The following is a 23,907-nucleotide window of genomic DNA, read 5'->3' on the forward strand; positions in this document are numbered from 1 at the left end:
GACGGGGATGGGGACGGGGCTGATCCGGTACGGGTGGTGGGCGGCCCTTCTCGTCGCGGCGCTGCTCTGCGGCGCCGCCGGATGGTCGTACGCGCGTACCGCCGGCGACGAGGGCCGCGCCTACGCCGAGGCGCGGGACACCGCCCTCGCGACCGGGCAACGGCATCTGGCCGTGCTCAACAGCCCCGGCCGGCGCGCATGGCTGGAGGTGTCGGCGGGGGAACTGCGCGAGGAGCTGAGCAGGACCGGCCCCTCCTCGGACGCGTCCGGCACGTCGGTGCGCGCGACCGTCACCGGCGCCGCGCTCACCGCGTTCGACCACCGCGCCGGGACCGCCCGTCTCATCGCGACCGTACGGGTGGAGACCGGCCCGTCGGCCAGGGACCGCAGACGGCTGGAGGCCGAGCTGCTCCGTACGCCCGAGGGCTGGAAGGTCACGGCGCTGACCGCGGTCCCCGCCGCCGGGGCCTGAGAGGAAGGGGGAGGGGTGACAACGAGCGAAGAGGCCCAGGACCGGAGCCCCCGGTACCGCCGTACGGCCGCCGCCCTGCTCACCGTCCTGATGCTGCTGGCGGGAGCGTGGCTGTTCTGGCGCACCGAGGAACTGGCCGACTCCCCGGCCCTGGACAACCGCGCGCTCGCCGACACGCGGGCCACCGAGCGGGTCGTCGGCGACGTCAGCGGCGCGCTCGGGCGAGTCTTCTCGTATGCCCCGCAGGACACCGCCTCGACCCGGCACGCGGCGCGGCAGCTTCTCGCGGGCAAGGCGGCACGGCAGTACGAGGTGCTCTTCGCCGAGGTCGAGCAGCGGGCCGCCCGGCAGAAACTGACGCTCACGACCCATGTCGTACGCGCCGGAGTCACGCGGCTCACCGACCGCGACGCGCACCTCCTGGTCTTCCTCGACCAGGTCGCCCAGCGCGCCGGGAAACCCGCCACCACGGTCGCCGCCCAGCTGTCCGTCACCGCCGAACTACGGGGCGGCCACTGGCGGATCGTCGACATCACCGCACGTTAGAGAGGCCGTCACATCCATGCCCATGCTTTCGGAACGTACGCGCAACGCCACGCCGAGGAAGCCGCTCCTGGCACCGGCCCTCGCCCTGGCCCTCCTCGCGGTCGGCGGCGCCGGCTGGGCGGGCTGGGCCGGCTGGTCCTGGTACGCGGCCGCGCACGACGACTCGGCCGCGTACGCGAAGACGCGGGACGAGGTCCTCGCCGCCGGGGAGCAGGCCGTACAGAACATGAACACCCTCGACCACCGCGACCTGCGGCGCGGGCTCGACACCTGGCAGGACTCGGCCACCGGCGACCTGCGCACCCAACTGACGGAAGGCCGCGCGCAATTCGAGCGGCAGATCCGCGAGGCCAAGACCGTGACCAGCGCGAAGGTGCTGTCCGGCGCGGTGACCGAGCTGGACACGCGCGCCGGCCGGGCGCGCGTGATGGTCGCCCTGCGGATCACCGTGACCCCGTCCGGGGGCAAGCCCGCGGCGAAGCAGAGCCGGCTGCTCGGCGAACTCACCCGCACCCCCGAGGGGTGGAAGCTCAGCGCGCTCGGCCAGGCGCCGGTCGGCAACACCGCCGTGCAGCCCGTGGACTGACCAGCGGACCGGCCAGCGGACCGGCCAGCGGACCGGCCGGGGACTGACCAGCGGACTGACCAGTGGACCGAGAGGAGCCCCGTATGTCGTCGACGACCCGACACCTCATCAACCGGCAGCGCCGCCTGGCGGCCGCGCACACGACCCGGGCCACGCCGGGCCCCGTGGGCAGGTCCCCGGCGCCGCCGCGGGCGCCGTCGCCCCGCCGCAGGTTACCCGTGGTGCTCGGCGCGCTCACCGTGCTGCTGGGCGGCGTCGCTGCCTGGGCCGGCGGCGAGGCGACGGCCCTGCGCGACGACCCGGCCGTGCGCAACACCGCCCTCACCGACGTGGCCCGCACCAGTGAGGTCAAGGGCCAGGTGACGAAGGCGGTGGGCGAGCTCTTCTCGTACAACTACGCCACCCCCGCCGAGGCCGACCGGGCCGCCAAGACACATCTCACCGGCAGGGCGGTCGAGCAGCACCGCGCGATGCTGGCACCCGTACGCGAACAGGCGGCGCGGCAGAAGCTCGTCCTCACCACCACCGTCACGGAGAGCGGTGTGGAGCGGATCAACGGCGACCGGGCCCGGGTGCTCGTCTACGCCGACCAGACCAACACCCGTACCGCGGGCACCGCGGCCGCGGCCGCGGCCAAGAAGGACGCCACGACGTACGGCGCCGCTATGTTCGCGGTGGAGGCGGTACGCGTCGGCGGCGCCTGGCGGATCACCGCCATCGACACCCTGGGGGCGGCTTCATGAGCGGACGGGCCGGGAACAGGCGTGTGCGGGGGCGTGCTCGTGGGCGTGCACGGCGGGCGGTGACCGGGACCGCCGCGGCCCTCGCCGCGATGGCCGCCCTCACGGCCTCGCAGGCCCCCGGCTTCGTACCGCCCCGGGCCGCTCACCCCAACGATCCCGTGGCGCGGCACGACACCGCCCCGGTCCCGCCGTCCGACGACGCCTACCACACCGAACTCCCGCCGCTGACCTCGCCCGTGGCGCCCGGAACCGCTCCGACGCCGGGGGCCTGGGCCGGGGCCGGGATCGCGGCCGGGGTCGCGGGCGGACCGCCGGTGAGCCTGGGGCCGGTCCAGGCGGGCATCCCGGCGACCGTGCTGGCCGCGTACCGGCGCGCCGCGTCCGCCGTGGCCCGCACCGACCCGGGCTGCCGACTGCCGTGGGAGCTGCTCGCCGCGATAGGCAAGGTGGAGTCGGGCCAGGCGCGCGGCGGCCGGGTCGACGCGCACGGCACCACGCTCGCGCCGATCCTGGGCCCGGTCCTCGACGGCGTGGGTTTCGCCCGGATCACGGACACCGACGACGGCGTGTACGACGGGGACCGCACGTACGACCGGGCGGTCGGCCCGATGCAGTTCATTCCCTCGACGTGGGCCCGGTGGGGCACCGACGGCAACGGCGACGGGCGCGCCGACCCGGACAACATCCACGACGCGGCGCTGGCCGCCGGACACTACCTGTGCGCCGGGAACCGGACGCTGACCGTCCGGAGCGACCTCGACCGGGCCGTCCTCAGCTACAACCACTCGTACGCCTATCTGCGCACCGTGCTGTCGTGGCTCGCCTTCTACCAGCGGGGCGCGCACCCGGTGCCGGACGGGACGGGCGTGCTGCCGGTGAGCCCGGGGGCGGGTACGGGGGCGAGGCCGGGGCCGGCGACGCCGTCCGTGCCGGCGCCCGCGCCGAGCCCTCGTCCGGGCGGCGGCATCGTGGTGGGCCCGCAGCCCTCGCCGCGCCCGACTCCCACCCCCCGGCCGCCCAGCCGCCCTTCCCCTTCCCCTTCCCCTTCCCCTTCGCCGACGCCGTCACCCTCGCACCCGACTCCCAGCCCCACGCCCACGGACCCCGGCCCGTCACCGTCACCCTCCCCGTCCCCGACCCCGACGCCGACGCCGACGCCGTCCCCGACGCCCACCGCCCCCGCCTGCCCGCCGCCCACGCCGACCGCGTCCCCGTCGCCCAGCGCCACTCAGCCCCCGGACCCCGACAGCACCGCGCCCAGGTCGTACGAGACCGGCTCCTCCAACTGCGCGTAGCCGCAGCTCTCCGGCGTGCGGTCCGGTCGCCAGCGGCGGAACTGCGCCGTGTGCCGGAAGCGGTTGCCCTCCATGTGGTCGTAGCCCACCTCGCACACCCGCTCGGGCCGCAGCGGAACCCAGGACAGGTCCTTCTTGCCCGACCAGCGGCTCGGCGCCCCGGGCAGCCGGGCGGTCTCGTGGGCGGCCTCGTCCGCCCAGGCGGCCCAGGGGTGGCCGTCGGGCGTGTCCATGCGCAGTGGCTCCAGCTCCTCCACGAGCTCCGCGCGCCGCTTGTCGGAGAACGCGGCGCAGACCCCGACGTGCTGGAGCGCGCCCTGGTCGTCGTACAGGCCGAGGAGCAGCGAGCCGACGACGTTCCCCGTCTTGTGGAACCGGTAACCCGCCACGACGACATCGGCGGTGCGCTCGTGCTTGATCTTGTACATGAGCCGGGCGTCCGGACGGTAGGGGAGGTCCAGCGGTTTGGCGATCACGCCGTCGAGTCCGGCGCCCTCGTACTGTTCGAACCAGTGCCGGGCCACGTCGATGTCGGTGGTGGACGGCGCCAGGTGGAGCGGGGCGTCGACGCCCTCCAGGGCCTCGGTGAGCAGCGCCCTGCGTTCGGTCAGCGGCGCGTCCAGCAGCGCCGCGTCACCGAGGGCCAGCAGGTCGAAGGCGATGAGCCGGGCGGGCGTCCGCTCGGAGAGCATCTTCACGCGGGAGGCGGCCGGGTGGATGCGTTCGGTGAGCTTGTCGAAGTCGAGCCGCCCCTCATGGGCGATGACGATCTCGCCGTCGACGACACAGCGCTCGGGGAGCCGCTCCGGGAGGCCCGTGACCAGCTCGGGGAAGTACCGGGTCAGCGGCTTGCCGGTACGGCTCCCGATCACCAGTTCGTCGCCGTCCCGGTGCACGATCGCACGGAAGCCGTCCCACTTGGCCTCGTAGTGCATGCCGGGCGGGATCTTCTTGACGGACTTGGCCAGCATCGGCTTGACGGGTGGCATCACCGGCAGATCCATGGCCTGATTCTGCCTCTATCTCGCTACTCGCGCCCGTCTGTACCGATATGCGAGGTGTGTACCCGGCCCCTACTGTGGCGCGTATGGGAAACGCGGTGGAGCTGGAGGTCGGCGGACGTACCGTGCGCCTGTCGAACCCGGACAAGGTCTACTTCCCGGAGCGCGGCTTCACGAAGCTGGACGTGGCCCGCTACTTCCTCGCCGTGGGCGACGGCATCGTCCGCGCCCTGCGCGACCGGCCCACCACCCTGGAGCGCTTCGTCGACGGGGTCGAGGGCGAGTCCTTCTTCCAGAAGCGCGCCCCCAAGAACCTCCCCGACTGGATCCCCACGGCCCACATCACCTTTCCCAGTGGCCGCTACGCCGACGAGATCCGCCCCACCGAGGTCGCGGCCGTGATCTGGGCGGCCAACCTCGGCACGCTCACCTTCCACCCCTGGCCGGTGCGGGGCGACCGCACCGACCACCCCGACGAGCTGCGCATCGACCTGGACCCGCAGCCCGGCACCGGCTTCCCGGAGGCGGTGGACGCCGCGCACGAGCTGCGGGCCCTGCTGGAGGAGTACGGCCTGCGCGGCTGGCTGAAGACGTCCGGCGGGCGCGGCCTCCACGTCTTCGTGCCGATCGAGCCGCGCTGGGAGTTCACCGGCGTGCGCCGCGCCGCCATCGCGCTCGGCCGCGCCCTGGAACGGCGCATGCCGGGCCGGGTCACCACCGCCTGGTGGAAGGAGGAACGGGGCGAAAAGATCTTCTTCGACTACAACCAGACGGCGCGCGACCGCACCATCGCCTCCGCCTACTCCATCCGCCCCCGGCCGCACGCCCCGGTCTCCGCCCCGCTGCGCTGGGAGGAGCTCGACGACGTCGACCCGCGCGACTTCGACCTGGCCACCATGCCCGTGCGGTACGCCGACCACGGCGACGTCCACGCGGACATGGACGACCACGCCTTCACCCTGGACAGCCTGCTGGAGCTGGCCGACCGGGACGAGCGCGACCACGGCCTGAGCGACATGCCGTACCCGCCGGACTACCCGAAGATGCCGGGCGAACCCAAGCGGGTCCAGCCGAGCCGCGCCAAGAAGGCGGCCGACTGACCCGGTTCGCGCGGCGGCTCACGTCGAGGCTCACGTCGAGGCGCCGAAGAGCCGCTCCAGGTGCGCGTCCAGCCGGCCCACGGCCTCCTCGCCCGTCTGGACCCCGAGGAGCGTGTACGCCGTCAGGCCGTCCACCAGGCTGATCAGCACCATCGCCTCGGTGTACGGGTCGAGCGCCGATGCCAATTCGCCCCGCTCCTGGGCGGTGCGCAGGAGCCCGGCGAAGAACTCCGCGAGCCGGGGGATCCCTTCCCGGGCCTCGGCGCGCAGGCGCTCGTCGTGGACCGCCCGCGCGAAGTACGCCGCGCCCACCAGCGCGCCCACCCTGCTCTTCTCGTCCAGCGGCAGCATCCCCGCCAGGCACTCCCGCAGCACGGCCCGCGGCGGCGGCTCCTGACCGAGGCCCGCCGCGAGCGTGCCGATGCGTTCGCGGATCCGCCGGTCCGCCAGGGTGTTGATGTGGCGCAGGGCGAAGAGGAGCATCTCGTCCTTCGTGCGGAAGTAGTGCTGGAGCCTGCCCAGCGAGATGTCCGCCTCCGCCGCCACATCGCGCAGGCTCACACCGTCGAGGCCGCGCGTACTCGCGATGCGCCAGAGCGCCTCCGCGATCTCCAGGCGTCTCGCCTCGTGGTCCACCTTCTTCGGCACCGCACCACCCAACCTCTCCGCGGCACGTGGGACGCGGTACGCCCCCGGCCGCTTTTACAAGTCACTTGTACCGTTGTAGCGTATCGCTATCCAATACAGTTGACTTGGAAAGCGGTCCCTGACCCATGTCTCTTCACGCCGCCCCACGCCTGAGGCCGCCCCGCCACCGGGCCCACCCGCTGGCCCGCCGTTGGTGGACGGTCCAGGCACTGGTCTCCGTGAGCGGGCCGATGCTGCTCACCGCCCTCGCGCTCGGCCTCCTCTCCGCGCTGTTCTTCTCCGGCGCGCTGCCCTGGCTCGCGCCCCTCCTGCTGGTCACCCTCGTGGTGCCCGCGCTCGGGTACCTGCTCCTCATGCCGCGCCGCCGGTACGCCACGCACGGCTGGGAGCTCGGCGCGAACGCCGTCTACGCGGCCGGCGGCTGGATATGGCAGCGCCGCCGGATCGCCCCGCTGTCCCAGGTGCAGACCGTCGACACGGTCCGCGGGCCGATCCAGCGGTGGTACGGCCTGACGACGCTCACCGTCACCACCGCCTCGACCGCGGGAGCCGTCAGGATCGCGGGGCTGTCCGAGGCCGACGCCGAGGAGCTCGCGCGGCGCATCGGCCACGCCGCGCACACCGCCCGCACCGCGCCCGGCGAGGCCGAGGGGATGGCCGTCGGCGCGGTCGACGGCGCGGTCGACGGCGCGGTCGACGGCGTGGCCCGGGGCGTATCGGAGGCAGGAGCGTGAGCCGCCGCGCGGACGTCGGGCGGCGCCCGGCCGCCCGCACCCTGCTGGTGCGGTGCGGCTGGCTGGCCCCACCACTCGGATCGCTCGCCCTCACCGTGCTCGTCACCGGCGGCAGCGTTCCCGTGGGCGCCCGCATCACGCTGGCCGCCCTCGCCGTCTCGTTCGCCGCCGTCACCGCCGCCGGTCTTGTCCGCTGGTCCCGGACCCGCTACCGGCTCACCGCCGAGGCGTTCACGCTGCACAGCGGGGTGTTCAGCCGACGGCGGCGCACGATCCCGCTCCACCGGATCCGCAACGTCGACCTGACCGCGACCCCGCTGCACCGCCTGCTCGGCCTCAGCGTCGTACGGGCCGCCACCACCGCCGCGGACGGCGAACAGGGCGGGTTCACCCTCGACGCGGTCACGGTCCGCGAGGCACACCGGCTCAAGGCCGCCCTGCTCGCGCAGGCCGACCCCCGGGACGTCACCGGCGCCCCCGTACTCAGCCGCATCGACTGGCGCTGGCTGCGCTACGCGCCGCTCACCTTCTGGGTGTTCGGCGGTGTGGGCGTCGCCGTCGGAACGGCCTACCGGATCCTCGACGGCATCGGCGTCGATCCGTGGCGCACGGTCCTCGTCCAGGACCTGTTCGCAGAGTTCGGCCACCGCGCGCTGTGGCTGACCGTTCCCGCGGCCCTGGCCGTCGTGACCGCCCTCGGGTCCCTCGGCGCCCTCGCCGTGTACGTGGAGAACTGGTGGGGCTACAGCGCCGCCTGGACCGACGCGGACACGCTCACCGTACGGCGCGGACTGCTGACCACCCGCTCGGTGGCGCTGGAACGCAGCCGGCTGCACGGCGTACTGCTCCGCGAACCGCTGCTGCTGCGGGCCGCCGGAGGAGCGAGCGCGGCCGCGGTGGCGGGCGGCCTCGGCGACAAGGAGGAGGCCCAGGCGCGCGGCGTCCTGCTTCCGCCGGCACCGCGAGCCGAGGCCCTGCGCGTGGTCGCCGGCGCACTGCGCGCCCCTTCGCGCCTGGTGGACTCGGTCCCGCTGACCCCCCATCCCCGCGCCGCGCTGCGCCGCCGGATGTCACGTGGGCTCCTGCTCGCCGTCCTGCCGGCGACGCTCGTCCTCCTCGTCCTCGGAGCGCTGCTCACGCCGGTGCTCCTGCACGCCGCCTGGGTGTACGCACTGGTCGCGACCGCCGTGACGGCGCTGCTCGCCCGGGACGCCTACGCGAGCCTCGGGCACGCCCTGCACGGCTCCCACCTCCTCATCAGGTCCGGTACGTTCCGCCGCGACACCCTCGCCCTGGACCGCTCCGCGCTCGTCGCCTGGACGTTCACGACCTCGCCGTTCGGCCGCCGCGCCGGACTCGTCACGCTCACGGCGGCCGTGGCCGCGGGGGCGCACGGCTACCACGTGCGGGACGTGGCGGCCGACGACGCCGTGGCCCTCGCCGCCGCGGCCCGGCCGGGAATCCTGGAGGAGTTCCTCGAACCGGACGGGCCCCGCCTCTGAGTCCGGGGCCCTCTGACTCCGGGGCCCTCTGACTCGGGGCCCCTCTCTGACTCCAGGCCCCGGACCGCGTCGCCGTCCGGGGCCCGGAGCGTGGTCGCCGTCAGCGGCTCCGGAGTGTCGTCGACCTCGTCAGAGCTCCTTGATCCGGATGTCGCGGTACGAGATGACGTCGGTCGTGCCGTGGACCTGGAGCCCGATGTAGCCGGTGGCGTACCGCCGGCCGTCCGTGCCCGGGTCGTCGGCGCGCGGCGGGGAGAACTCCTGGCCGCCGGTGTTGTCGAACTCGTTGATCAGGACACCGTTGCGGAACACCGAGTAGTGCTGGCCCTCCACCCGGATCTCGTAGTCGTTCCAGGTGCCCTTCGGGGTGACGCCGGCGCCGCCGAGCCCGACCCGGTCGAACCCGTACACCGAACCGGTCTTGTACAGGTCGCCGTCCGGCCGGTCCAGGACCTGTATCTCGTGCCCGAACTTGATGGCGACCCACTCCGGCCGCGGCTCCTCGGGGTGGTCGTGGACGTACGGGAAGCGCACGAAGACACCGGAGTTGGCGTTCCCCGCCCCGGGGGCGTCGTCCCGCCACTGGAGCTTCAGCGAGAAGTCCCCGTACTGCCGCTGCGGGAACCACAGCATGCCCATGCCCGGGACCGCCGTACTGCTCGTCATCGAGCCGTCGCCGTTCAGACCGAACCTGCCGCCGCCGACGTGCTGCCACCGGGCGAACGTCTCCGCCGAGCCGTCGAACAGCGTGCGGTAGCCGGTGGTCTGCCCGGGCTTGCCGATGCCGGACTCCTTGGCCGCCCGGTAGATCGTGCGGTGCTCGCGGGCGTCGACGACCCCTTCGGTGAGCAGCCGGTCGAGGACCGTGTCCACGTGCTTGAGGAAGAGCGCGTGCGACGCCCAGTCCTTCTCGTCCTCGATCAGCTCGTTGATGGTGCAGCGGCCCCGCGTCATCCGGTTCGGCACCCCCGAGTCGATCGTGCCCACGATGACCGTGAGGCGCTCGTCGTACTCGGGGCAGTGGGGCGCCGGGACGCCGCCGCCCTCCGCGACGTCGAAGCCGACCTGCCGGGCGGCCGAGGTGTTGCCCGCCTTGTCCGTGGCCCGGTGCAGCAGGGTGTGGTGGCCCACCCGGTCCACGACCACCGGAACCGTGTACGCCAGGTACGGGCCGCCGTCCAGCGAGTACTCGGTCTTCTCCACCCCGGAGCCCGCGTCGGTCGCCGTGACCGTCACCGTGGCGCGGCCGATGTACGCGCCGTCCGCGTTCTTCTCGCCCGTCACGGCGGCCGTCGTCTCGGGCGGCGTCTTGTCGTCCGTCGGCGGGGCGACCACGGTGAAGTCGACGGTCTTCTCGGCGGCCGTGTTCCCCGCCCGGTCCGTGGCCCGGTAGCGCACGGTGTGCGTGCCGGTCGCGTGGACCATCACGGGCGCGGTGTACGTCTGCCAGGCGCCGCCCGCCCCGACCGCATACTGGATGGTGTTGACGCCGGACCCGGCGTCGGAGGCGGTGACCGTGACCGTCGCCATCCCCAGGTACCTGCCCTCGGCGTCCTTCTCGCCGCTGACCGTCGCCGACGTCTCCGGGGGTGTCCTGTCGTCCGTCGGCGGGGCGACCACGGTGAAGTCGACCGCCTTCTCGGCGGCCGTGTTGCCCGCCTTGTCGGTGGCCCGGTAGCGGATCCTGTGGGCGCCGACCTCATGGACCATCACGGGTGCGGTGTACGTCTGCCAGGTGCCACCCGCCCCGACCGCGTACTCGATCCGGTCCACGCCCGACCCGGCGTCGGTCGCCGTGACGGTGACGTTGGCGTGGCCGATGTACGCCCCGTCGGCGTTCCGCTCGCCCTCCACCTTCGCCGTCGTCTCGGGTGCGGTGGTGTCCTCGCCACCGCCCGCCTCCGTCACCGTGAGGATCCCCTGCATCGCGCCGTGGCCGGGGATGGTGCAGAAGAAGCGGTAGCGACCGGGCGTCAGCGTGACCTGGGCGGTGTGCCTGCCGCCCTGGTCGTCACTGGGGTTGGCCAGGATGTTCAGCCGGACGTCGTTGTTGTACTCCGGGTCGGAGACGTCGAACGTCAGGGTGTGCGGCATGCCCGTGGTGTTGCCGGTGGCCACGCTGTTCTCGAAGACGATCGTCGCCGGGCCCGCCACCGCGGTGGCGGGGAAGGACAGGTAGCGGTCGATGGGATCACCGGCGGTCCAGGTCAGCACCTGCTCCGCCGTGGCCGCCGCACGGCCGTCCGGGCGTGCGTACGCGGCGGTCGAGGCCAGTCCCACCATCATCAGCACGGAGGCGAGCAGCGCCGTCCACATCGTCGGATAGCGGTGTCTCACTGCGCGGCCGCCTTCCTCGCCAGGTCCTCGGCGGCGGGCGTCGGCCCGCCGCCCCGGTACGTCACGCGCCACAGCGCGGATTTGGAGTCGGAGGTGAAGAAGCCGCGGCCGTAGTCGAGGACGTACAGGGAGCCGTCGGGCGCGAACTTCCAGTCCATGAGGTTGCGGATGCCGTTCGGGCCCACCGGGATGATCTTCTTCAGGGACTCCGCGTGGACGGGCAGTCCGCCCTTGCCGACCGTCCTCGGGTCCATCAGCACGGCGTGGCGCGGCTGGTCCCCGTCGTAGAAGTCGCCCACGAACCACTTGCCGTCCCAGTACGACGGCCATGCGACAGTGCTCGCGCTCGTGGCGTCGTACCGGTACACCGGCCCGTTCATGGTCGCCTGCCCGCCGCCTTTGAGCCACGGCAGCAGCAGTCTCTGCTCCTCCGTCTTGTAGCTGGGCACGCCGCTCGCGTTCCTCGGGAAGTCGGGGCCGCCGCCCTGCGGTGAGTACCAGATGGAGTTGGGTGTGACCGGCGGCAGGTTCACCAGGCCGTCGTTGTGGGGCGACTCGTTCTTCGGCGCGGAGCAGTCGTACCAGCCGAGCGGCTTGCCGGGCTCGGGCAGATTGCGGTCGCGGTAGGGCTGGTTGTTGCCCATGCAGTACGGCCAGCCGTGGTTGCCCGCCTTGGTGATGGCGGTGAAGGTGTCGTACTTGGCGGGGCCCCAGGTGGTCGACGGCGCTTCGGCGTCGGGGCCGACCCACCCGGCGTACAGGATGTCCGTCGTCTTGTCGACGAAGATGCGCGCCGGGTTGCGCACGCCCATCACGTAGATCTCGCCGCGCGTCTTGCCGCCGCCCTCGTCCGGCTCCTTCCCCGTGAAGAGGTTGCCCTCCGGGATCGTGTACGTGCCGTCGTCCTCGGGGTGGATGCGCAGGATCTTGCCGTTGAGGTTGTTGGTGTTGCCGGAGGTGCGGCGGGCGTCGGCGAAGGAAACGCCCTTGAAGGCCGGTTCCGGATTGTTGCCGGAGTAGCCGCCGCTGAAGCCGCTGGAGTTGTTGTCGCCGGTGGCGATGTAGAGGTTCTCCTGGGAGTCCCAGGCCATGCCGCCGCCCGCGTGGCAGCAGCTGTGGATCTGCACCGGCCACCTGAGCAGCACTTTCTCGCTGCGCGGGTCCAGCGTGTTCGTGGCGAGGTCGAGGGTGAAACGGGAGACGTACCGCTCCGCCATGTGGGTGTCGCGGTTGATCCGGGAATGGGGTGTGTAGTGCAGGTACACCCAGCCGTTGGACAGGAAGCCGGGGTCGAGCTCGATCCCGAGGAGTCCCTCCTCGTTCTTCGTCAGCTCGTCACCACCGCCCTTGTTGCCGAAGACCGTGAGCGCGCCCGCGAGCTGCACCTTCTTCGTCTTCGGGTCGTAGACGTGGATCTCGCCGCTGCCCTTGCCGATGTCCGGGTCGTTCCAGTCGGTGACCACGGGCTGGGAGGAGTCGGCGCCGCCGCGGCCGATGTAGAGGACGCGCCCGTCGGGCGCGGTCACCAGCCCGTGCGGTTCACCGATCTGGTCGTTCCTGCCCGGCTGGTTGGGCGCGGTCAGACGCTCGCTCGCGTAGTTCGCGTCGATGGTGGCCTTGCAGTCGGCGCGGACCAGCCGGGTGGTCCACAGCAGGGCGCCGCGCAGGTGTTCGCGGAAGTCGGTCTCGGCGAACGACTCGGCCGTACCGCCCATGCCCGTGTAGAAGGAGCGGCCGCCGTCGTAGTCACGGCACCAGGAGACGGGGTGGTCCCAGCCGTTGGCGCCCGCGCCCGGCCGGTAGGTGCTCTCGCGCACCCGCGCCACCGTGTGCACGCTGCCGGAGGGGTTGACCGCCCAGTTGAACCACTTGTCGGGACGCTTCCAGTTCAACGGGAGCTGCCGGGTGGCAGGGTGCTGCCGGTCACCCACCTCGACGGTCGCGCGCTGTACGGGCGTGGGGCCGCCGGCGGCGGGCCGGGCGCCGACCAGCCCGGTGAACCAGTCGGAGTACGGCTCCGAGCGTGCCGCGTCGTGGATGCCGAGGAACCCGCCACCGGCCTCCATGTACGCCTCGAGGCCCGCCTCCTGCTCCGGGTCGAGCACATCACCGCCGCCGGTCAGGAACACGACCGCGTTGTACCGCCCGAGCCGGGTGGCGTCGGTGAAGACGGAGCCGTCGTCCGTCGCCTCGGTACGGAAGCGCTGCGCGGCCGGCCCGGACTGGCCGATCGCCTCTATCGCGGCGATACCGGCGTTGACGGTCGGGGACTCCGTGGTCGCCGAGGCGTGGAAGACGAGCACGCGGACGTTGGCGCCACCCGGCGGCGACGGGAGGGACAACGTTGTCCGTGCGTGTTCCGGGTGCGGCTGGGCGGTGGCGGCCGTACCGCTGAGCAGCGAAGCCGCCAGGCCGGCGACCGCCAGGACCGCGGCCGCACGGCGGCGTGTTCTTGACCGGTGATGTGGTGCACGGTGCATGTGTTCACCCACCCCTCTGTGGTCACAGCAAACGACGACGAAGCTAGACCTCTTTCCCTGACACGCCAATAGCTTGGCACCGATCGCGCGAACTTTGTCCTGGCTGTGGAAAAACGAATCGCCCGCGGCTACGGTGTGGCCGTCCCGGGGTACTCAGCCCCCGTCAGTCTCGGCACCGTACTGGGGAGTTCGGCATGGACAGACGGAGCTTCAACCGGCGTCTCCTGGCCTCGGGAACGGCTGCGGCGACCGGCGTGACATCGTTGTCCGCGGCCGCCGCGCCGACCGCCGTCCCGGCCGCGGCGCCGACCGCGACGCCCTTGCGGACGGCACCGGCGGGCGGCCAGGTGCGGCACCTCAAGCTGTACGCCGAGAAGCTGGCCGACGGTCAGATGGGGTACGGCCTGGAGAAGGGCAAGGCCACGATTCCCGGCCCGCTCATCGAACTCAACGAAGGCGACACCCTCCACATCGAGTTCGAGAACACCATGGACGTCCCGGTGAGCCTCCACGTCCACGGCGTCGACTACGACACCGCCAGCGACGGTACGAAACTCAACCGCAGCCACGTCGAACCCGGCGGCAGCCGCACGTACACCTGGCGCACCCACGCCCCCGGCCGCCGCAAGGACGGCACCTGGCGCGCCGGCAGCGCCGGTTACTGGCACTACCACGACCACGTCGTCGGCACCGACCACGGCACCGGCGGCATCCGGAAGGGCCTGTACGGGCCGGTCGTGGTGCGGCGCCAGGGCGACATCCTCCCCGACAAGCAGTTCACGATCGTCTTCAACGACATGACCATCAACAACCGGCCCGGCCATCAGAGTCCGGACTTCCAGGCCACCGTGGGGGAGCGGGTCGAAATCATCATGATCACCCACGGCGAGTACTACCACACCTTCCATATGCACGGTCACCGCTGGGCGGACAACCGCACCGGCATGCTCACCGGCCCCGACGACCCCAGCCCCGTCATCGACAACAAGATCACCGGCCCCGCCGACTCCTTCGGCTTCCAGATCATCGCGGGCGAGGGAGTGGGCGCCGGCGCCTGGATGTACCACTGCCACGTCCAGAGCCACTCCGACATGGGCATGGCCGGTCTGTTCCTGGTGGCGAAAGCGGACGGCACCATCCCCGGCTACGAACCGCACCACCCGACGGGCGGCCACACGGCCCACTGAGGGGTATCAGCCGGCGAGGTCCAGGCCCTCCCAGTCCACGGCAGACGCGTGCCGCAGGAAGATTCGCGCGCCCCGGCAGACCCTCCGGCACCGCGCGACCTTCCGCCCGTCGGACCGTACGAGCCGGCGCTCCATCACCGGCTCGACGGAGGTGTCCGTCAGCCGCCCGTACGTGAGCAGATCGGCCGGCTTGCCGCTGCCGCCCAGGAACACCACCCGATCCCCGTGCACGGCGAGCGCGGTGGCCATCCGCACCGGAGCCGAGCGCACGCGCACCTCCTCGCCCCGCACCTCCAGGAGGGGGCCCGCGCCGTACGGCGTCGACCAGGCGGCATCCCCGTCCACGTTCAGGGAGTAGACGTCCCAGATGTACTGGTTCCCGGCGGGCGGGGCGTACGCCCACCGCGGCTCACCGGTACCGCTCCACCGCCGCAGCCCCGGCCGGCTGAGCGGGTCGTCCCCGTAGACCCCCTCGTCGAAGTAGCCCACCCACAGGTCCCCGGCCTCATCGGCGAGCATGTGCTCGATGCCGTCCCCCACACGGAACGTCCACGACGGCTTCCCCAGCGCGTCGAAGACCTGCACATGCTGTTCGTCGGGGCGACTGCGCCCGGCCGCCAGCACGAATCCGCCGTCCGGCAACGCGTCGATCATGGGCCACCGTGGCCGCACCGCGCTGAGCACCGTCTCCTCCGTACGCCCCTCGTCCACCGTCACCATGACGGCGTCGTATGGCCCTTCACCGGTGCTGCCTCCGGCCTCGCCGAGCAGCCAGTGCGCACGTCCGTACGCGTCGACGGTGCTGGCGATGACCGGCATCTCGCGGTACGCACGCGGCAACCGCGCGTACGGCGTCAAAGGGGTGGTCTTCATGCTGCTGACTCCTCGGAACGTCTCCTGACGCGGGCCTCCACGGGTGAACCCGGAGGACCCGGCGGCGCGTTCGCCGAGGGGCGCGGTACGGGGCGCCTACGCGGCATGAGCCTTTCTGATCGTCATGATCCGATCATACGCACACGGCATGGTGCCCTTGCCGATCACGTCACGGAAGCCCATGCTGACGAGGAGCGACCCGCGGTGCGCCGTGTTGATCATCCGTTGAGGCGTCGTTTATCCCACCGGGGCAGCGTGTTCGCCATGCCGATCCACACCAATGCCTCGACCACGATCGACCACGAACTCTCCTGGCAGGAGACCGCCCTCTGCGCCCAGACGGGCCCGGAGCTCTTCTTCCCGGACCCGGGCTCCTCCACGCGCGACGCCAAGCGCCTCTGCGCGGCGTGCGAGGGCCGCGAGGCCTGCCTCGAGTACGCGCTCACGCACGACGAGAGGTTCGGCGTCTGGGGAGGCCTCTCGGAGAAGGAACGGCACGCACTGAAGCGCAGCAGCCGCTGAACCTACCTCCGCCGAGCCCTGCCGCCCTTGACGAGACCGGCCTGCTCCGCGAGCACGTCATCCCCGGGGGCTCCGCCCGGCACGCCGTCCCCCATGTCCTCGGGTACGACTCGCACGGGGTAGTGCCCGCCGACGGGCGAGACGACGCCGCCGTAGCGGGGGTCCCCGGCGAACCAGATCATGTCGGGCTGGGGGTTCTGCTTGCGGGCCAGTTCCACCGAGAAGGGCGTGATCCGGAGGGTGGGCGCGTAATGCTCACTGAACCGGATGCAGATCACGACTGGTCGTTCCAGTGACCGCGGAGGATATGAGCACGGATACGCTACCCAGGGGTACGTGCTCAGGATTGCCTTTACACGCTGCGTCTGTCGCAGCGCCACCATTGCCAGTGGCAGCATGAGCGGATAGAAGAGCACGCACATGATGGTGAGCCCGATCGACCTCCATGCGATGCATGCGTAGAAGGAGACCGCCGCCAGAGCTGCTGTGAAGAAGAGCCAGACCCAGCGTTTGATGACTAGGCGGCCATGCCCGCGAATCGTCGGTGCGTGATCAAAAGCCCTCTTCAGTAGGGGTGCCGGTGTCGGTGGTGGTGTCACGTGAGAAACTCCAGAAGCCGTGAAGTAGGTGCCGCGCTTGCTGCATTGGAGTCGTCTTCGGGATGCGAAAACGACAACGTGTGAGCAATCCCCTCGAGGATGTCGGTGTAGGAATCCGCATGACGGGTGGCCGCGCTCGCCAAGTCGGCGACCACGACATGAGAACCGCACGGGTACGGCACCGCGATGCGCGCTTGAAATACTTCACCCGCCCGGAGTGAGATCCCGGCACGCTGCACGAGATCCATTGGAAGGACCAACGTCCCTGCGACCATCGCCGCGGGGACTCCGGTGGGCAGCTCGAGAAGTCTGCAATTCCGTGTTCGCCATGCGGACGAGTCGGCCAGCGCGATGCCCGTACGAGCAGCGGCCACGTGTGGTGAGGGAGCCGTTGTGCTGATCGTGGAGAGCGAGAAGAGTGACATGCACGCTCCGTGGGCGCCATCGGGGTGCAGCCCGAAAGCCAGAAAAGCGGTCCCTTGGTCGAACAGTGCCGTAATGAGTTCCGTCAACACGCGTGCGTCACGCAACGCTTGGTCGGCCTCCGGTGCTTGCCCCAGCAGTGGCGTAACGACTGAGGTGACGGCCCGCGCAAGGCCTTCGTCAGTGATGGTTTCGAGGGAGTGGAAACCGGGAGGCAATCGAAACCAGACTGGGGGAGCGTTGTCTTTCGTGCTCATGAATCCGCCTTACAGTCTGTCAACGGGAGAGCGCGGCCCATGCGTGCGCGATCCTGGCCGCCGATGTCGGGGCATCTTCGATGGCGACCCTCGTACCGTCGACTGCCGTAGCCGCGTTCGAGGCCGTGTCGTTTTCGTCGAGGGATGAGTAATGGCTGGCGGCAGTCACCGTGCCCGTCGCCGGCACGCCGTACTTGACACTGCTTCTCACCGTTGGGTGTGCTTCTCGGAGTGCCCACTCCGTAAGAGGATTCTCAATGGTCCGGAGTTCGTCCATCGAACTCTTGGAAGCGCTGGCGAACTCGCGTGCTCCTGCTCCCACACCCGCAAGGGATTCAGACCCGGCCAGGGCAGAACTCGCACGAACCGCCTTGGCGCCCTGTGCCAAGGCCGCAACACCTGGGACAGATCCCAGGGCATCGCCGGTGAGAGTGACGGCGTTGTCCCAGAAGTCGGCGTCGAACTCCCCCTTGGTGAAGCCATCTCGTAGTGAGGTGCGCACCTTGTCGTTCGAAAGATGCATAGCCAGCGCTCCCATGCTCGCTCCGGTGGCGAGGATCATCAGACCGAGGCCAACCGGTGGAAAAGCAACCCCCAGCACAAGGCCGGCGAAGCCCATGACGGCGGATGCGTCGGACAGCACATCGCCGAGGTCCTCGCTGATCCAGTCGAGAGCCTTGCTCAACACCCCCGGCTCCTCCGGAGCCAGCCGGTCCGTCGCCTCGTTCAGGCACTTCGCCACACGCGCCGCCTCCGCCCTGTGGGTTTCCTCCAGCTCGCGGGCGAGGCGGCGGACGTGGTGCAGGGCTTCGCGGGCCTCGGTGAGGGCTGTCGTCGCGGCGTGGAGGTCGGAGGGGGAGGCGTCCGCGCGGGAGGTGGTCGCGGCGTGGGTGGACTCCGCGGTGCGCAGGGACTTCGTGTGGAGGGCCGCCTGGGTCTCGTAGCGGTGGGCCGTCGTCTGGTAGGAGACCAGGCTGTCGTGCCAGGTGCCCAGGCGGTCCGCCGCCTTCGTCAAGGAGCGGTGGGCGTTGCCCAGGTAGCGGGGGAGTTCGCCGTCCAGGGCCTCGCGGAAGGCGTCCGCGGCCTCGCCCGCCCAGTAGGAGCTCTCGCCCAGGAGCTGCCGCACCAGGCGGTGCGCCGTACCCAGCGCGGCCGCGGAGGACGTCAGCTTCGACCGGAGCGCGGCGATCTCCGCCGGGCTGCCCGGTGCCGGGTTCCAGCCCAAGTGGGGGAAGGCGGCGTCAGTCACGCGGGCCCACCGCCCGGAACGCCGACGCGATCGCGTGGTCGAGTTGCACGTACCCCTGGTGGCTCAGCCGCACCCCCTCGTGCACGGCCTTGATCCGTACGCCGAGCTGCTCCGCGCCGTACTTCCAGCGGTCCTGGAAGCCGTCGCAGGCCTCGTCCAGTTCCGGCGTACCGAGCTGATCGGCCCGTACGTGCTCCAGCGCGCGTCTGGCCTCCGCGAGGGAGGTCAGCGATTCGCCCAACGCACGGGAGAAACGGCCCAACTGGTCATGATCGACACGGAGATGCGGGTCCATGGCGGACCACCCTGGCAGATCTGCAGCAATGCGCCGAAACGCCGTAACCCTCCCGGGTGGTGCTCGTGGCCCGGCTGATCGACGGGGAACGTTTCTCCGTACGTCTGCACGTCAGCGGCACGGGGACCGCAGGGGCCGTAGGGCCGCACGCGTGCGCGGCGCCCCCGTCGCAGGTGACGGAGGCGCCGCGCGAACCGCATGCTCCCGGAGGGCTCGCGTCAGCCGCCCGCGCGTGCCGCCAGCCGCGCCTTGCGCGCCGCGAGCTTCTCGTCGAACTTCCGTGCCTCCGCGTCCAGGCCGCTCATGTACAGCCCGAGCTCCTCCTGCGCCTTCAGGCCCTCCGGGCCGAGCCCGTCGATCTCCAGGACCTTCAGGAAGCGCAGCACCGGCTGGAGCACGTCGTCATGGTGTATGCGCATGTTGTAGATCTCGCCGATGGCCATCTGCGCGGCCGCCCGCTCGAAGCCCGGCATGCCGTGCCCCGGCATCCGGAAGTTGACGACCACGTCCCGTACCGCCTGCATGGTCAGGTCCGGCGCGAGCTCGAAGGCGGCGCCCAGCAGGTTCCGGTAGAAGACCATGTGCAGGTTCTCGTCGGTCGCGATGCGCGCCAGCATCCGGTCGCAGACCGGGTCCCCGGACTGGTGGCCGGTGTTGCGGTGCGAGATGCGCGTGGCGAGCTCCTGGAAGGCGACGTACGCGACCGAGTGCAGCATCGAGTGCCGGTTGTCCGACTCGAAGCCCTCGCTCATGTGCGCCATCCGGAACTGCTCCAGCTTGTCCGGGTCGACCGCGCGCGAGGCGAGCAGGTAGTCGCGCATGACGATGCCGTGCCTGCCCTCCTCCGCGGTCCAGCGGTGCACCCAGGTGCCCCAGGCGCCGTCGCGCCCGAAGAGGGTGGCGATCTCGTGGTGGTAGCTCGGGAGGTTGTCCTCGGTGAGCAGGTTGACGACCAGCGCGATCTTGCCGATGTCGGTCACCTTGGACTGCTCGGGCTCCCAGGCCTCGCCGTCCTCGAAGAGGCCGGGGAAGTTGCGGCCGTCCGACCACGGCACGTACTCGTGCGGCATCCAGTCCTTGACGACCTTCAGGTGGCGGTTGAGCTCCTTCTCGACCACCTCTTCCAGGGCGTACAGCAGCCGGGCGTCGGTCCACGCGTCCGAACTGCCGAGGTGGGGAGAGGTGAGGGTCATGCGGCTACTCCTGGGGACGTGACATACCTACGGCTTCGTAGGTTACGAGACCGTAGGTTAAGGGCGCTGTAAGCCCCAGCCAAGCCCGGGTCCGGTCATGGGTCGTTACGGTGGGTCATACGCCCTGGTCACGTCCGTCAATCGAGTGACGGAGCCGCAGATTCCGGTGTTGCCGGACGCAGCTCGCCGTCCATTTCCAGCCATCGCGTGATGCCGATCGACTCCAGGAACGCCATGTCGTGGCTGGCCACGATCAGCGCCCCCTCGTACGCGTCGAGCGCCGCCGTCAATTTCCGTACGCTCGCCATGTCGAGATTGTTCGTCGGCTCGTCCAGCAGCAGCAACTGAGGAGCCGGCTCGGCCAGCAGCAGCGCGGCGAGCGAGGCCCGGAACCGTTCGCCACCCGAGAGCGTCCCGGCGGGCTGGTCGGCCCGCGCGCCCCGGAACAGGAAGCGCGCCAGCCGGGCCCGAATGCGGTTGGGCGTGGCCTCGGGGGCGAAGCGGGCGACGTTCTCCACCACGCTCAGGTCGTCGTCCAGTACGTCGAGCCGCTGGGGCAGGAACCGCAGCGGGACGTGCGCCACCGCCTCGCCCGACACCGGCTCCAGCTCCCCGGCGATCGTGCGCAGCAGCGTCGTCTTGCCCGCGCCGTTGCGCCCGACGAGCGCGATGCGCTCCGGGCCGCGCAACTCCCACTCGCCGCTGACCCGGGCCCCGTACCGCAGCTCCAGGTCGCGCAGGAGCAGCACGCCGCGGCCCGGCGGGACCGTGGTGTAGGGCAGCTCCACGCGGATCTCGTCGTCGTCCCGGACCGCCTCCACCGCCTCGTCGAGCCGCTCCTTGGCCTCGGCGAGCTTCTGGGCGTGCAGGATGCGGTGCTTTCCGGCCGATTCCTGGGCGGCTCGCTTGCGCGCGTTCATGACGATCTTCGGCTCGCGCTTGCTGTCGAACATCTTCTGCCCGTACCGCTTGCGCCGCGCCAGTTTCATGTGCGCCTCCGACAGTTCCCGCTTCTGCCGCTGTACGTCGGCCTCGGCGACCCGCACCATGCGCTCGGCCGCCTCCTGTTCGGCGGCGACGGCCTCCTCGTACGCGGAGTACGGCCCGCCGTACCAGGCCACGTCACCGTCCCGCAGGTCGGCGATGCGGTCCACCAGCTCCAGCAGTTCGCGATCGTGGCTGACCACGACCAGGACGCCCGACCAGGACCGCACCGCGGCGTACAGGCGGCGGCGCGCGTACAGGTCGAGGTTGTTCGTCGGCTCGTCCAGCAGCAGCACATCGGGCCCGGCCAGCAACAGGGCCGCCAGCCGCAGCAGGACGCACTCGCCGCCCGAGACCTCGCCGATGGTGCGGTCCAGGCCGATGTGGCCGAGGCCGAGCTGGTCGAGCAGGGCGCGGGCCCGCTCCTCGACGTCCCAGTCGTCGCCGACCGCCGTGAAGTGCTCCTCGCTCGCGTCCCCCGCCTCGATGGCGTGCAGCGCGGCGCGGGTGGCGGCGATGCCGAGGGCCTGATCGACGCGGAGGGCGGTGTCGAGGGTGGCGTTCTGCGGCAGGTAACCGACCTCGCCGGCCACGCGGACCGAGCCCTCGGACGGGGTCAGGTCTCCGGCGATCAGCTTCAGCAGGGTCGACTTGCCGGAGCCGTTGAGGCCGATCAGGCCGGTCCTGCCGGGGCCGACCGCCAGCTGGAAACGGTCGAGCACCTCGGTGCCGTCCGGCCAGGAGAAGGACAGGTCGGTGCAGGTGATGAAGGTGGGAAAGGTAGACATACGGGTCTCCCGGTTGCATGAGGAAAAGGGGTGGGGCAACGGGTGAGACACCGCGGGCAGTGGCAGTGCAGCAGCGGTCGCTGTCGCGGGACGGCTCGTCCGGCTCGTACGGCTGGCGCAGCGCGTACGGCTCTATGCCGAGGTCGCACACATCAGTGCGCACACCGCCGAGAACGCGGGGTGCGACACGGTGTCTCGAGACCTCAGACGAGCAACATCCTACTCCGATCGACGACGACAAGGGCCGGGAAGGACGCTACGCCCGGACGGCTCCGGGCGGCAACGGAATTACGGGCGGCCGCGCCGGAGCGCCGGTCAGCGGGCGTCGCGCAACAGCTCGTACAGGTCCTCGTCGAGGTCGAGGAACCGGTGCTCGCAGCCGGTGGGTACGAGGTGCTGGGCCCGCTGGAGGAACCGGCGCACCTCCGAGGTGCGCACGTGCACCATCGCGACGCCCTCCGGCGCGTGGAACTCCACGACCGTGCGGTCGTAGCCGTACGGTCGGACGCGGACGTCCCCCAGGCCGGCCGGCTGGTCGACGCCGGCGGCCAGCAGCTCCCGCGAGAAGGCCCAGGCCACCTCGGTGCCCTCCAGAGTGGCGGGGGCGGGGAACGCCATCTGAACGGCGAACGGGTCCTTCCGGTCGTAGCGGAGAGTGGCCGAAACGGTCTCCATACAGGGCGCGGACGCGACCAGGCGGGCCTGCACGGCCTGCTCGATGACGGTGGACAAGGCCTGCTCCCTCACACGTGGCTTGGGGTACGTCTCTTTACACGGGTGAGGACGATGGATTCGGCCAAGGCGTGCATTGACGAGTGGCGTGACCTGTGTCACCGTCCACCGCCATGACGCCCATGGGGAAGACGAGACCAACGGTGAGAACGGTGCGGCCGGGAGGACGCAGCGGAGTGACCCCGGGGGCCGCCTTGGCCGTGGCGGCACTCAGCGTGGCCCTCACCGCGGCCCTGACCGCCGCGCCGCCCACCGCCCTGGCGACGCCCGCCCCGGCCGAAGCGACGCCGGCCCGGGAGGCGCCCCGGGAACATGCTCGGGAACGCGCTGGGGAACGCGCTGGGGAAACCGTCCACGAGGCTCCGGTCTGGTCCCCGCGGCCGACCGGTACGGACGTACGGTTCCGGGGCCTCGCGGCCGTCAGCCGCACCGGTGCGTGGGTGGCCGGCTCCCGGGGCACGGTGCTGCGCACGGCGGACGGCGGCCGCAGCTGGCGGAACGTGTCGCCGCCGGGCGGGGAGGCGCTGGAGTACCGCGACATCGAGGCGTTCGACCACCGCCGCGCGGTGGTGCTGGCGATCGGCGAGGGTGAGGCGTCCAGGATCCTGCGCACCGACGACGGCGGCGCCACCTGGACCGAGTCCTTCCGCAACACCGACCCGCGCGCCTTCTACGACTGCGTCACCTTCCTCGACCGCCGGCACGGGCTCGCCGTGAGCGACCCGGTGGACGGCCGGTACCGCATTCTGGCGACCCGTGACGGTGGCCGGTCCTGGCGCGTCCTGCCGAACGCGGGGATGCCCGCCGCGCTGCCCGGCGAGGCCGCCTTCGCCGCGAGCGGACAGTGCCTGGTGAGCTCGGGCCCGCGAGACGTCTGGCTGGCCACCGGAGGCGGCGCCACCGCACGCGTACTGCACTCGTCGGACCGTGGCCTGAACTGGACCGTCGCCGACTCCACCGTCCCGGCCGGTGACCCGGCGCGCGGTGTGTTCGCCCTCGCCTTCCGCGACCGGACGCACGGCCTGGCGGTAGGTGGCGACTACCGGACCGGGCAGCCGTCCCCGCAGGCGGCCGCGGTCACCGGGGACGGCGGCCGCTCCTGGCGGCAGGCGCACACCCCGCCGCCCGCCTACCGCTCCGGCGTGTCCTGGCTGCCGCACAGCCGGTCCGCCGCGCTCGCCGTCGGCCCGACGGGCACGGACCTCACCACGGACGGCGGCCGCACCTGGCACACGGTCGACTCCGGGGCGTACGACACCGTCGACTGCGCCGCCGACGGGGGCTGCTGGGCCTCGGGCGAAAAGGGCCGGGTGGCGCGCCTGCAGCGGCCGACCCACCCCTGACGCGTCTACGCGCCCCCG

Annotated in this window: 23 protein-coding genes; 11 read left to right on the top strand and 12 right to left on the bottom strand. The window is 71.7% G+C overall.

From position 1 onward, the window contains the following. Window positions 1–7 precede the first annotated feature (7 nt). The 5 genes from AC07FJ_RS05965 (at window position 8) to AC07FJ_RS05985 (ending at window position 3,642) form a co-directional block, all read left to right on the top strand. Window positions 8–472 (top strand): hypothetical protein, encoded by a 465-nt coding sequence (locus AC07FJ_RS05965; RefSeq protein WP_479045724.1) that lies wholly within the window; start codon window positions 8–10, stop codon window positions 470–472. A gap of 15 nt (window positions 473–487) precedes the next feature. Further along, window positions 488–1,018 (top strand): hypothetical protein, encoded by a 531-nt coding sequence (locus tag AC07FJ_RS05970; RefSeq protein ID WP_479045727.1) that lies wholly within the window; start codon window positions 488–490, stop codon window positions 1,016–1,018. Window positions 1,019–1,040: 22 nt separating this feature from the next. Beyond that, a complete protein-coding gene (locus AC07FJ_RS05975) occupies window positions 1,041–1,604 on the top strand; it encodes a nuclear transport factor 2 family protein (protein ID WP_479045730.1) in 564 nt (187 codons plus the stop codon). A gap of 83 nt (window positions 1,605–1,687) precedes the next feature. Then, complete coding sequence (locus AC07FJ_RS05980; RefSeq protein ID WP_479045733.1) at window positions 1,688–2,347, top strand: hypothetical protein; 660 nt, start codon at window positions 1,688–1,690, stop codon at window positions 2,345–2,347. 59 nt (window positions 2,348–2,406) lie between these two features. Then, on the top strand, window positions 2,407–3,642 hold the full coding sequence (locus AC07FJ_RS05985) for a lytic transglycosylase domain-containing protein (RefSeq protein ID WP_479045736.1): 1,236 nt from the start codon (window positions 2,407–2,409) through the stop codon (window positions 3,640–3,642). On the opposite strand, the gene AC07FJ_RS05990 is transcribed toward AC07FJ_RS05985, so the two are convergent. Then, window positions 3,576–4,646: an ATP-dependent DNA ligase gene (locus AC07FJ_RS05990; protein ID WP_479045739.1), complete on the bottom strand. Its 1,071-nt coding sequence runs from the start codon at window positions 4,644–4,646 to the stop codon at window positions 3,576–3,578. The two genes, AC07FJ_RS05985 and AC07FJ_RS05990, sit on opposite strands and share 67 nt — an antisense overlap. A gap of 83 nt (window positions 4,647–4,729) precedes the next feature. Between AC07FJ_RS05990 and ligD the strand changes: the two genes are divergently transcribed. Continuing rightward, window positions 4,730–5,743 carry a non-homologous end-joining DNA ligase gene (gene ligD / locus AC07FJ_RS05995; RefSeq protein ID WP_479045742.1) on the top strand — a complete coding sequence of 338 codons (1,014 nt, stop codon included), beginning with the start codon at window positions 4,730–4,732 and terminating at the stop codon, window positions 5,741–5,743. 30 nt (window positions 5,744–5,773) lie between these two features. Here the strand turns inward: ligD and AC07FJ_RS06000 are convergent, their stop codons facing one another. After that, complete coding sequence (locus tag AC07FJ_RS06000; RefSeq protein ID WP_479045745.1) at window positions 5,774–6,391, bottom strand: TetR/AcrR family transcriptional regulator; 618 nt, start codon at window positions 6,389–6,391, stop codon at window positions 5,774–5,776. Between the two features lie 125 nt (window positions 6,392–6,516). Between AC07FJ_RS06000 and AC07FJ_RS06005 the strand changes: the two genes are divergently transcribed. Beyond that, window positions 6,517–7,125: a PH domain-containing protein gene (locus AC07FJ_RS06005; RefSeq protein WP_479045748.1), complete on the top strand. Its 609-nt coding sequence runs from the start codon at window positions 6,517–6,519 to the stop codon at window positions 7,123–7,125. Then, on the top strand, window positions 7,122–8,627 hold the full coding sequence (locus tag AC07FJ_RS06010) for a PH domain-containing protein (RefSeq protein WP_479045752.1): 1,506 nt from the start codon (window positions 7,122–7,124) through the stop codon (window positions 8,625–8,627). The genes AC07FJ_RS06005 and AC07FJ_RS06010 overlap by 4 nt, the downstream gene beginning before the upstream one ends. Window positions 8,628–8,756: 129 nt before the next feature. Here AC07FJ_RS06010 and AC07FJ_RS06015 read toward each other — a convergent pair whose 3' ends face one another. Both AC07FJ_RS06015 and AC07FJ_RS06020 read right to left on the bottom strand, forming a co-directional pair. After that, window positions 8,757–10,943 carry an OmpL47-type beta-barrel domain-containing protein gene (locus tag AC07FJ_RS06015; protein WP_479046901.1) on the bottom strand — a complete coding sequence of 729 codons (2,187 nt, stop codon included), beginning with the start codon at window positions 10,941–10,943 and terminating at the stop codon, window positions 8,757–8,759. 17 nt (window positions 10,944–10,960) lie between these two features. Then, window positions 10,961–13,444: a ThuA domain-containing protein gene (locus AC07FJ_RS06020; RefSeq protein WP_479045755.1), complete on the bottom strand. Its 2,484-nt coding sequence runs from the start codon at window positions 13,442–13,444 to the stop codon at window positions 10,961–10,963. Window positions 13,445–13,638: 194 nt separating this feature from the next. Between AC07FJ_RS06020 and AC07FJ_RS06025 the strand changes: the two genes are divergently transcribed. Beyond that, entirely contained in the window at window positions 13,639–14,631 is a 993-nt protein-coding gene (locus AC07FJ_RS06025) for a multicopper oxidase domain-containing protein (RefSeq protein ID WP_479045758.1), read from the top strand. A gap of 6 nt (window positions 14,632–14,637) precedes the next feature. Here AC07FJ_RS06025 and AC07FJ_RS06030 read toward each other — a convergent pair whose 3' ends face one another. Next, entirely contained in the window at window positions 14,638–15,504 is an 867-nt protein-coding gene (locus tag AC07FJ_RS06030; RefSeq protein ID WP_479045761.1) for a hypothetical protein, read from the bottom strand. Between the two features lie 264 nt (window positions 15,505–15,768). Between AC07FJ_RS06030 and AC07FJ_RS06035 the strand changes: the two genes are divergently transcribed. Next, window positions 15,769–16,026, top strand: a complete 258-nt coding sequence (locus tag AC07FJ_RS06035) for a WhiB family transcriptional regulator (RefSeq protein ID WP_361415452.1) — start codon at window positions 15,769–15,771, stop codon at window positions 16,024–16,026. A gap of 2 nt (window positions 16,027–16,028) precedes the next feature. Here AC07FJ_RS06035 and AC07FJ_RS06040 read toward each other — a convergent pair whose 3' ends face one another. From AC07FJ_RS06040 to ssgD, 7 genes are all read right to left on the bottom strand, one after another. Then, complete coding sequence (locus AC07FJ_RS06040; RefSeq protein ID WP_479045764.1) at window positions 16,029–16,304, bottom strand: hypothetical protein; 276 nt, start codon at window positions 16,302–16,304, stop codon at window positions 16,029–16,031. 317 nt (window positions 16,305–16,621) lie between these two features. Next, complete coding sequence (locus AC07FJ_RS06045) at window positions 16,622–17,305, bottom strand: hypothetical protein (protein ID WP_479045767.1); 684 nt, start codon at window positions 17,303–17,305, stop codon at window positions 16,622–16,624. 19 nt (window positions 17,306–17,324) lie between these two features. After that, complete coding sequence (locus AC07FJ_RS06050; protein WP_479045769.1) at window positions 17,325–18,554, bottom strand: putative T7SS-secreted protein; 1,230 nt, start codon at window positions 18,552–18,554, stop codon at window positions 17,325–17,327. Further along, a complete protein-coding gene (locus AC07FJ_RS06055) occupies window positions 18,547–18,816 on the bottom strand; it encodes a hypothetical protein (RefSeq protein ID WP_479045772.1) in 270 nt (89 codons plus the stop codon). The genes AC07FJ_RS06050 and AC07FJ_RS06055 overlap by 8 nt, the downstream gene beginning before the upstream one ends. Window positions 18,817–19,067: 251 nt before the next feature. Beyond that, a complete protein-coding gene (locus tag AC07FJ_RS06060) occupies window positions 19,068–20,042 on the bottom strand; it encodes an acyl-ACP desaturase (protein ID WP_479045774.1) in 975 nt (324 codons plus the stop codon). A 137-nt stretch (window positions 20,043–20,179) separates the two neighbouring features. Further along, window positions 20,180–21,814 carry an ABC-F family ATP-binding cassette domain-containing protein gene (locus AC07FJ_RS06065; RefSeq protein ID WP_479045775.1) on the bottom strand — a complete coding sequence of 545 codons (1,635 nt, stop codon included), beginning with the start codon at window positions 21,812–21,814 and terminating at the stop codon, window positions 20,180–20,182. A gap of 315 nt (window positions 21,815–22,129) precedes the next feature. Then, window positions 22,130–22,546, bottom strand: a complete 417-nt coding sequence (ssgD, locus tag AC07FJ_RS06070) for a spore wall synthesis regulator SsgD (RefSeq protein ID WP_361415438.1) — start codon at window positions 22,544–22,546, stop codon at window positions 22,130–22,132. A gap of 194 nt (window positions 22,547–22,740) precedes the next feature. Here ssgD and AC07FJ_RS06075 point away from each other — a divergent pair, with 194 nt between their 5' ends. Further along, window positions 22,741–23,889 (top strand): WD40/YVTN/BNR-like repeat-containing protein, encoded by a 1,149-nt coding sequence (locus AC07FJ_RS06075; protein WP_479046903.1) that lies wholly within the window; start codon window positions 22,741–22,743, stop codon window positions 23,887–23,889. Window positions 23,890–23,907: the final 18 nt, after the last annotated feature.

It is taken from the genome of Streptomyces sp. NPDC045998, from assembly GCF_056430285.1.

What these genes read in the sequence shown, in the direction of transcription:
- AC07FJ_RS05965 (WP_479045724.1), top strand. Translation starts at nt 8, where the DNA reads ATGGGGACGGGGCTGATCCGGTACGGGTGGTGGGCGGCCCTTCTCGTC.
- AC07FJ_RS05975 (WP_479045730.1), top strand. Translation starts at nt 1,041, where the DNA reads ATGCTTTCGGAACGTACGCGCAACGCCACGCCGAGGAAGCCGCTCCTG.
- AC07FJ_RS05980 (WP_479045733.1), top strand. Translation starts at nt 1,688, where the DNA reads ATGTCGTCGACGACCCGACACCTCATCAACCGGCAGCGCCGCCTGGCG.
- AC07FJ_RS05990 (WP_479045739.1), bottom strand. Translation starts at nt 4,646, where the DNA reads ATGGATCTGCCGGTGATGCCACCCGTCAAGCCGATGCTGGCCAAGTCC.
- ligD (WP_479045742.1), top strand. Translation starts at nt 4,730, where the DNA reads ATGGGAAACGCGGTGGAGCTGGAGGTCGGCGGACGTACCGTGCGCCTG.
- AC07FJ_RS06005 (WP_479045748.1), top strand. Translation starts at nt 6,517, where the DNA reads ATGTCTCTTCACGCCGCCCCACGCCTGAGGCCGCCCCGCCACCGGGCC.
- AC07FJ_RS06015 (WP_479046901.1), bottom strand. Translation starts at nt 10,943, where the DNA reads ATGTGGACGGCGCTGCTCGCCTCCGTGCTGATGATGGTGGGACTGGCC.
- AC07FJ_RS06020 (WP_479045755.1), bottom strand. Translation starts at nt 13,444, where the DNA reads ATGCACCGTGCACCACATCACCGGTCAAGAACACGCCGCCGTGCGGCC.
- AC07FJ_RS06025 (WP_479045758.1), top strand. Translation starts at nt 13,639, where the DNA reads ATGGACAGACGGAGCTTCAACCGGCGTCTCCTGGCCTCGGGAACGGCT.
- AC07FJ_RS06030 (WP_479045761.1), bottom strand. Translation starts at nt 15,504, where the DNA reads ATGAAGACCACCCCTTTGACGCCGTACGCGCGGTTGCCGCGTGCGTAC.
- AC07FJ_RS06035 (WP_361415452.1), top strand. Translation starts at nt 15,769, where the DNA reads ATGCCGATCCACACCAATGCCTCGACCACGATCGACCACGAACTCTCC.
- AC07FJ_RS06045 (WP_479045767.1), bottom strand. Translation starts at nt 17,305, where the DNA reads ATGAGCACGAAAGACAACGCTCCCCCAGTCTGGTTTCGATTGCCTCCC.
- AC07FJ_RS06060 (WP_479045774.1), bottom strand. Translation starts at nt 20,042, where the DNA reads ATGACCCTCACCTCTCCCCACCTCGGCAGTTCGGACGCGTGGACCGAC.
- AC07FJ_RS06065 (WP_479045775.1), bottom strand. Translation starts at nt 21,814, where the DNA reads ATGTCTACCTTTCCCACCTTCATCACCTGCACCGACCTGTCCTTCTCC.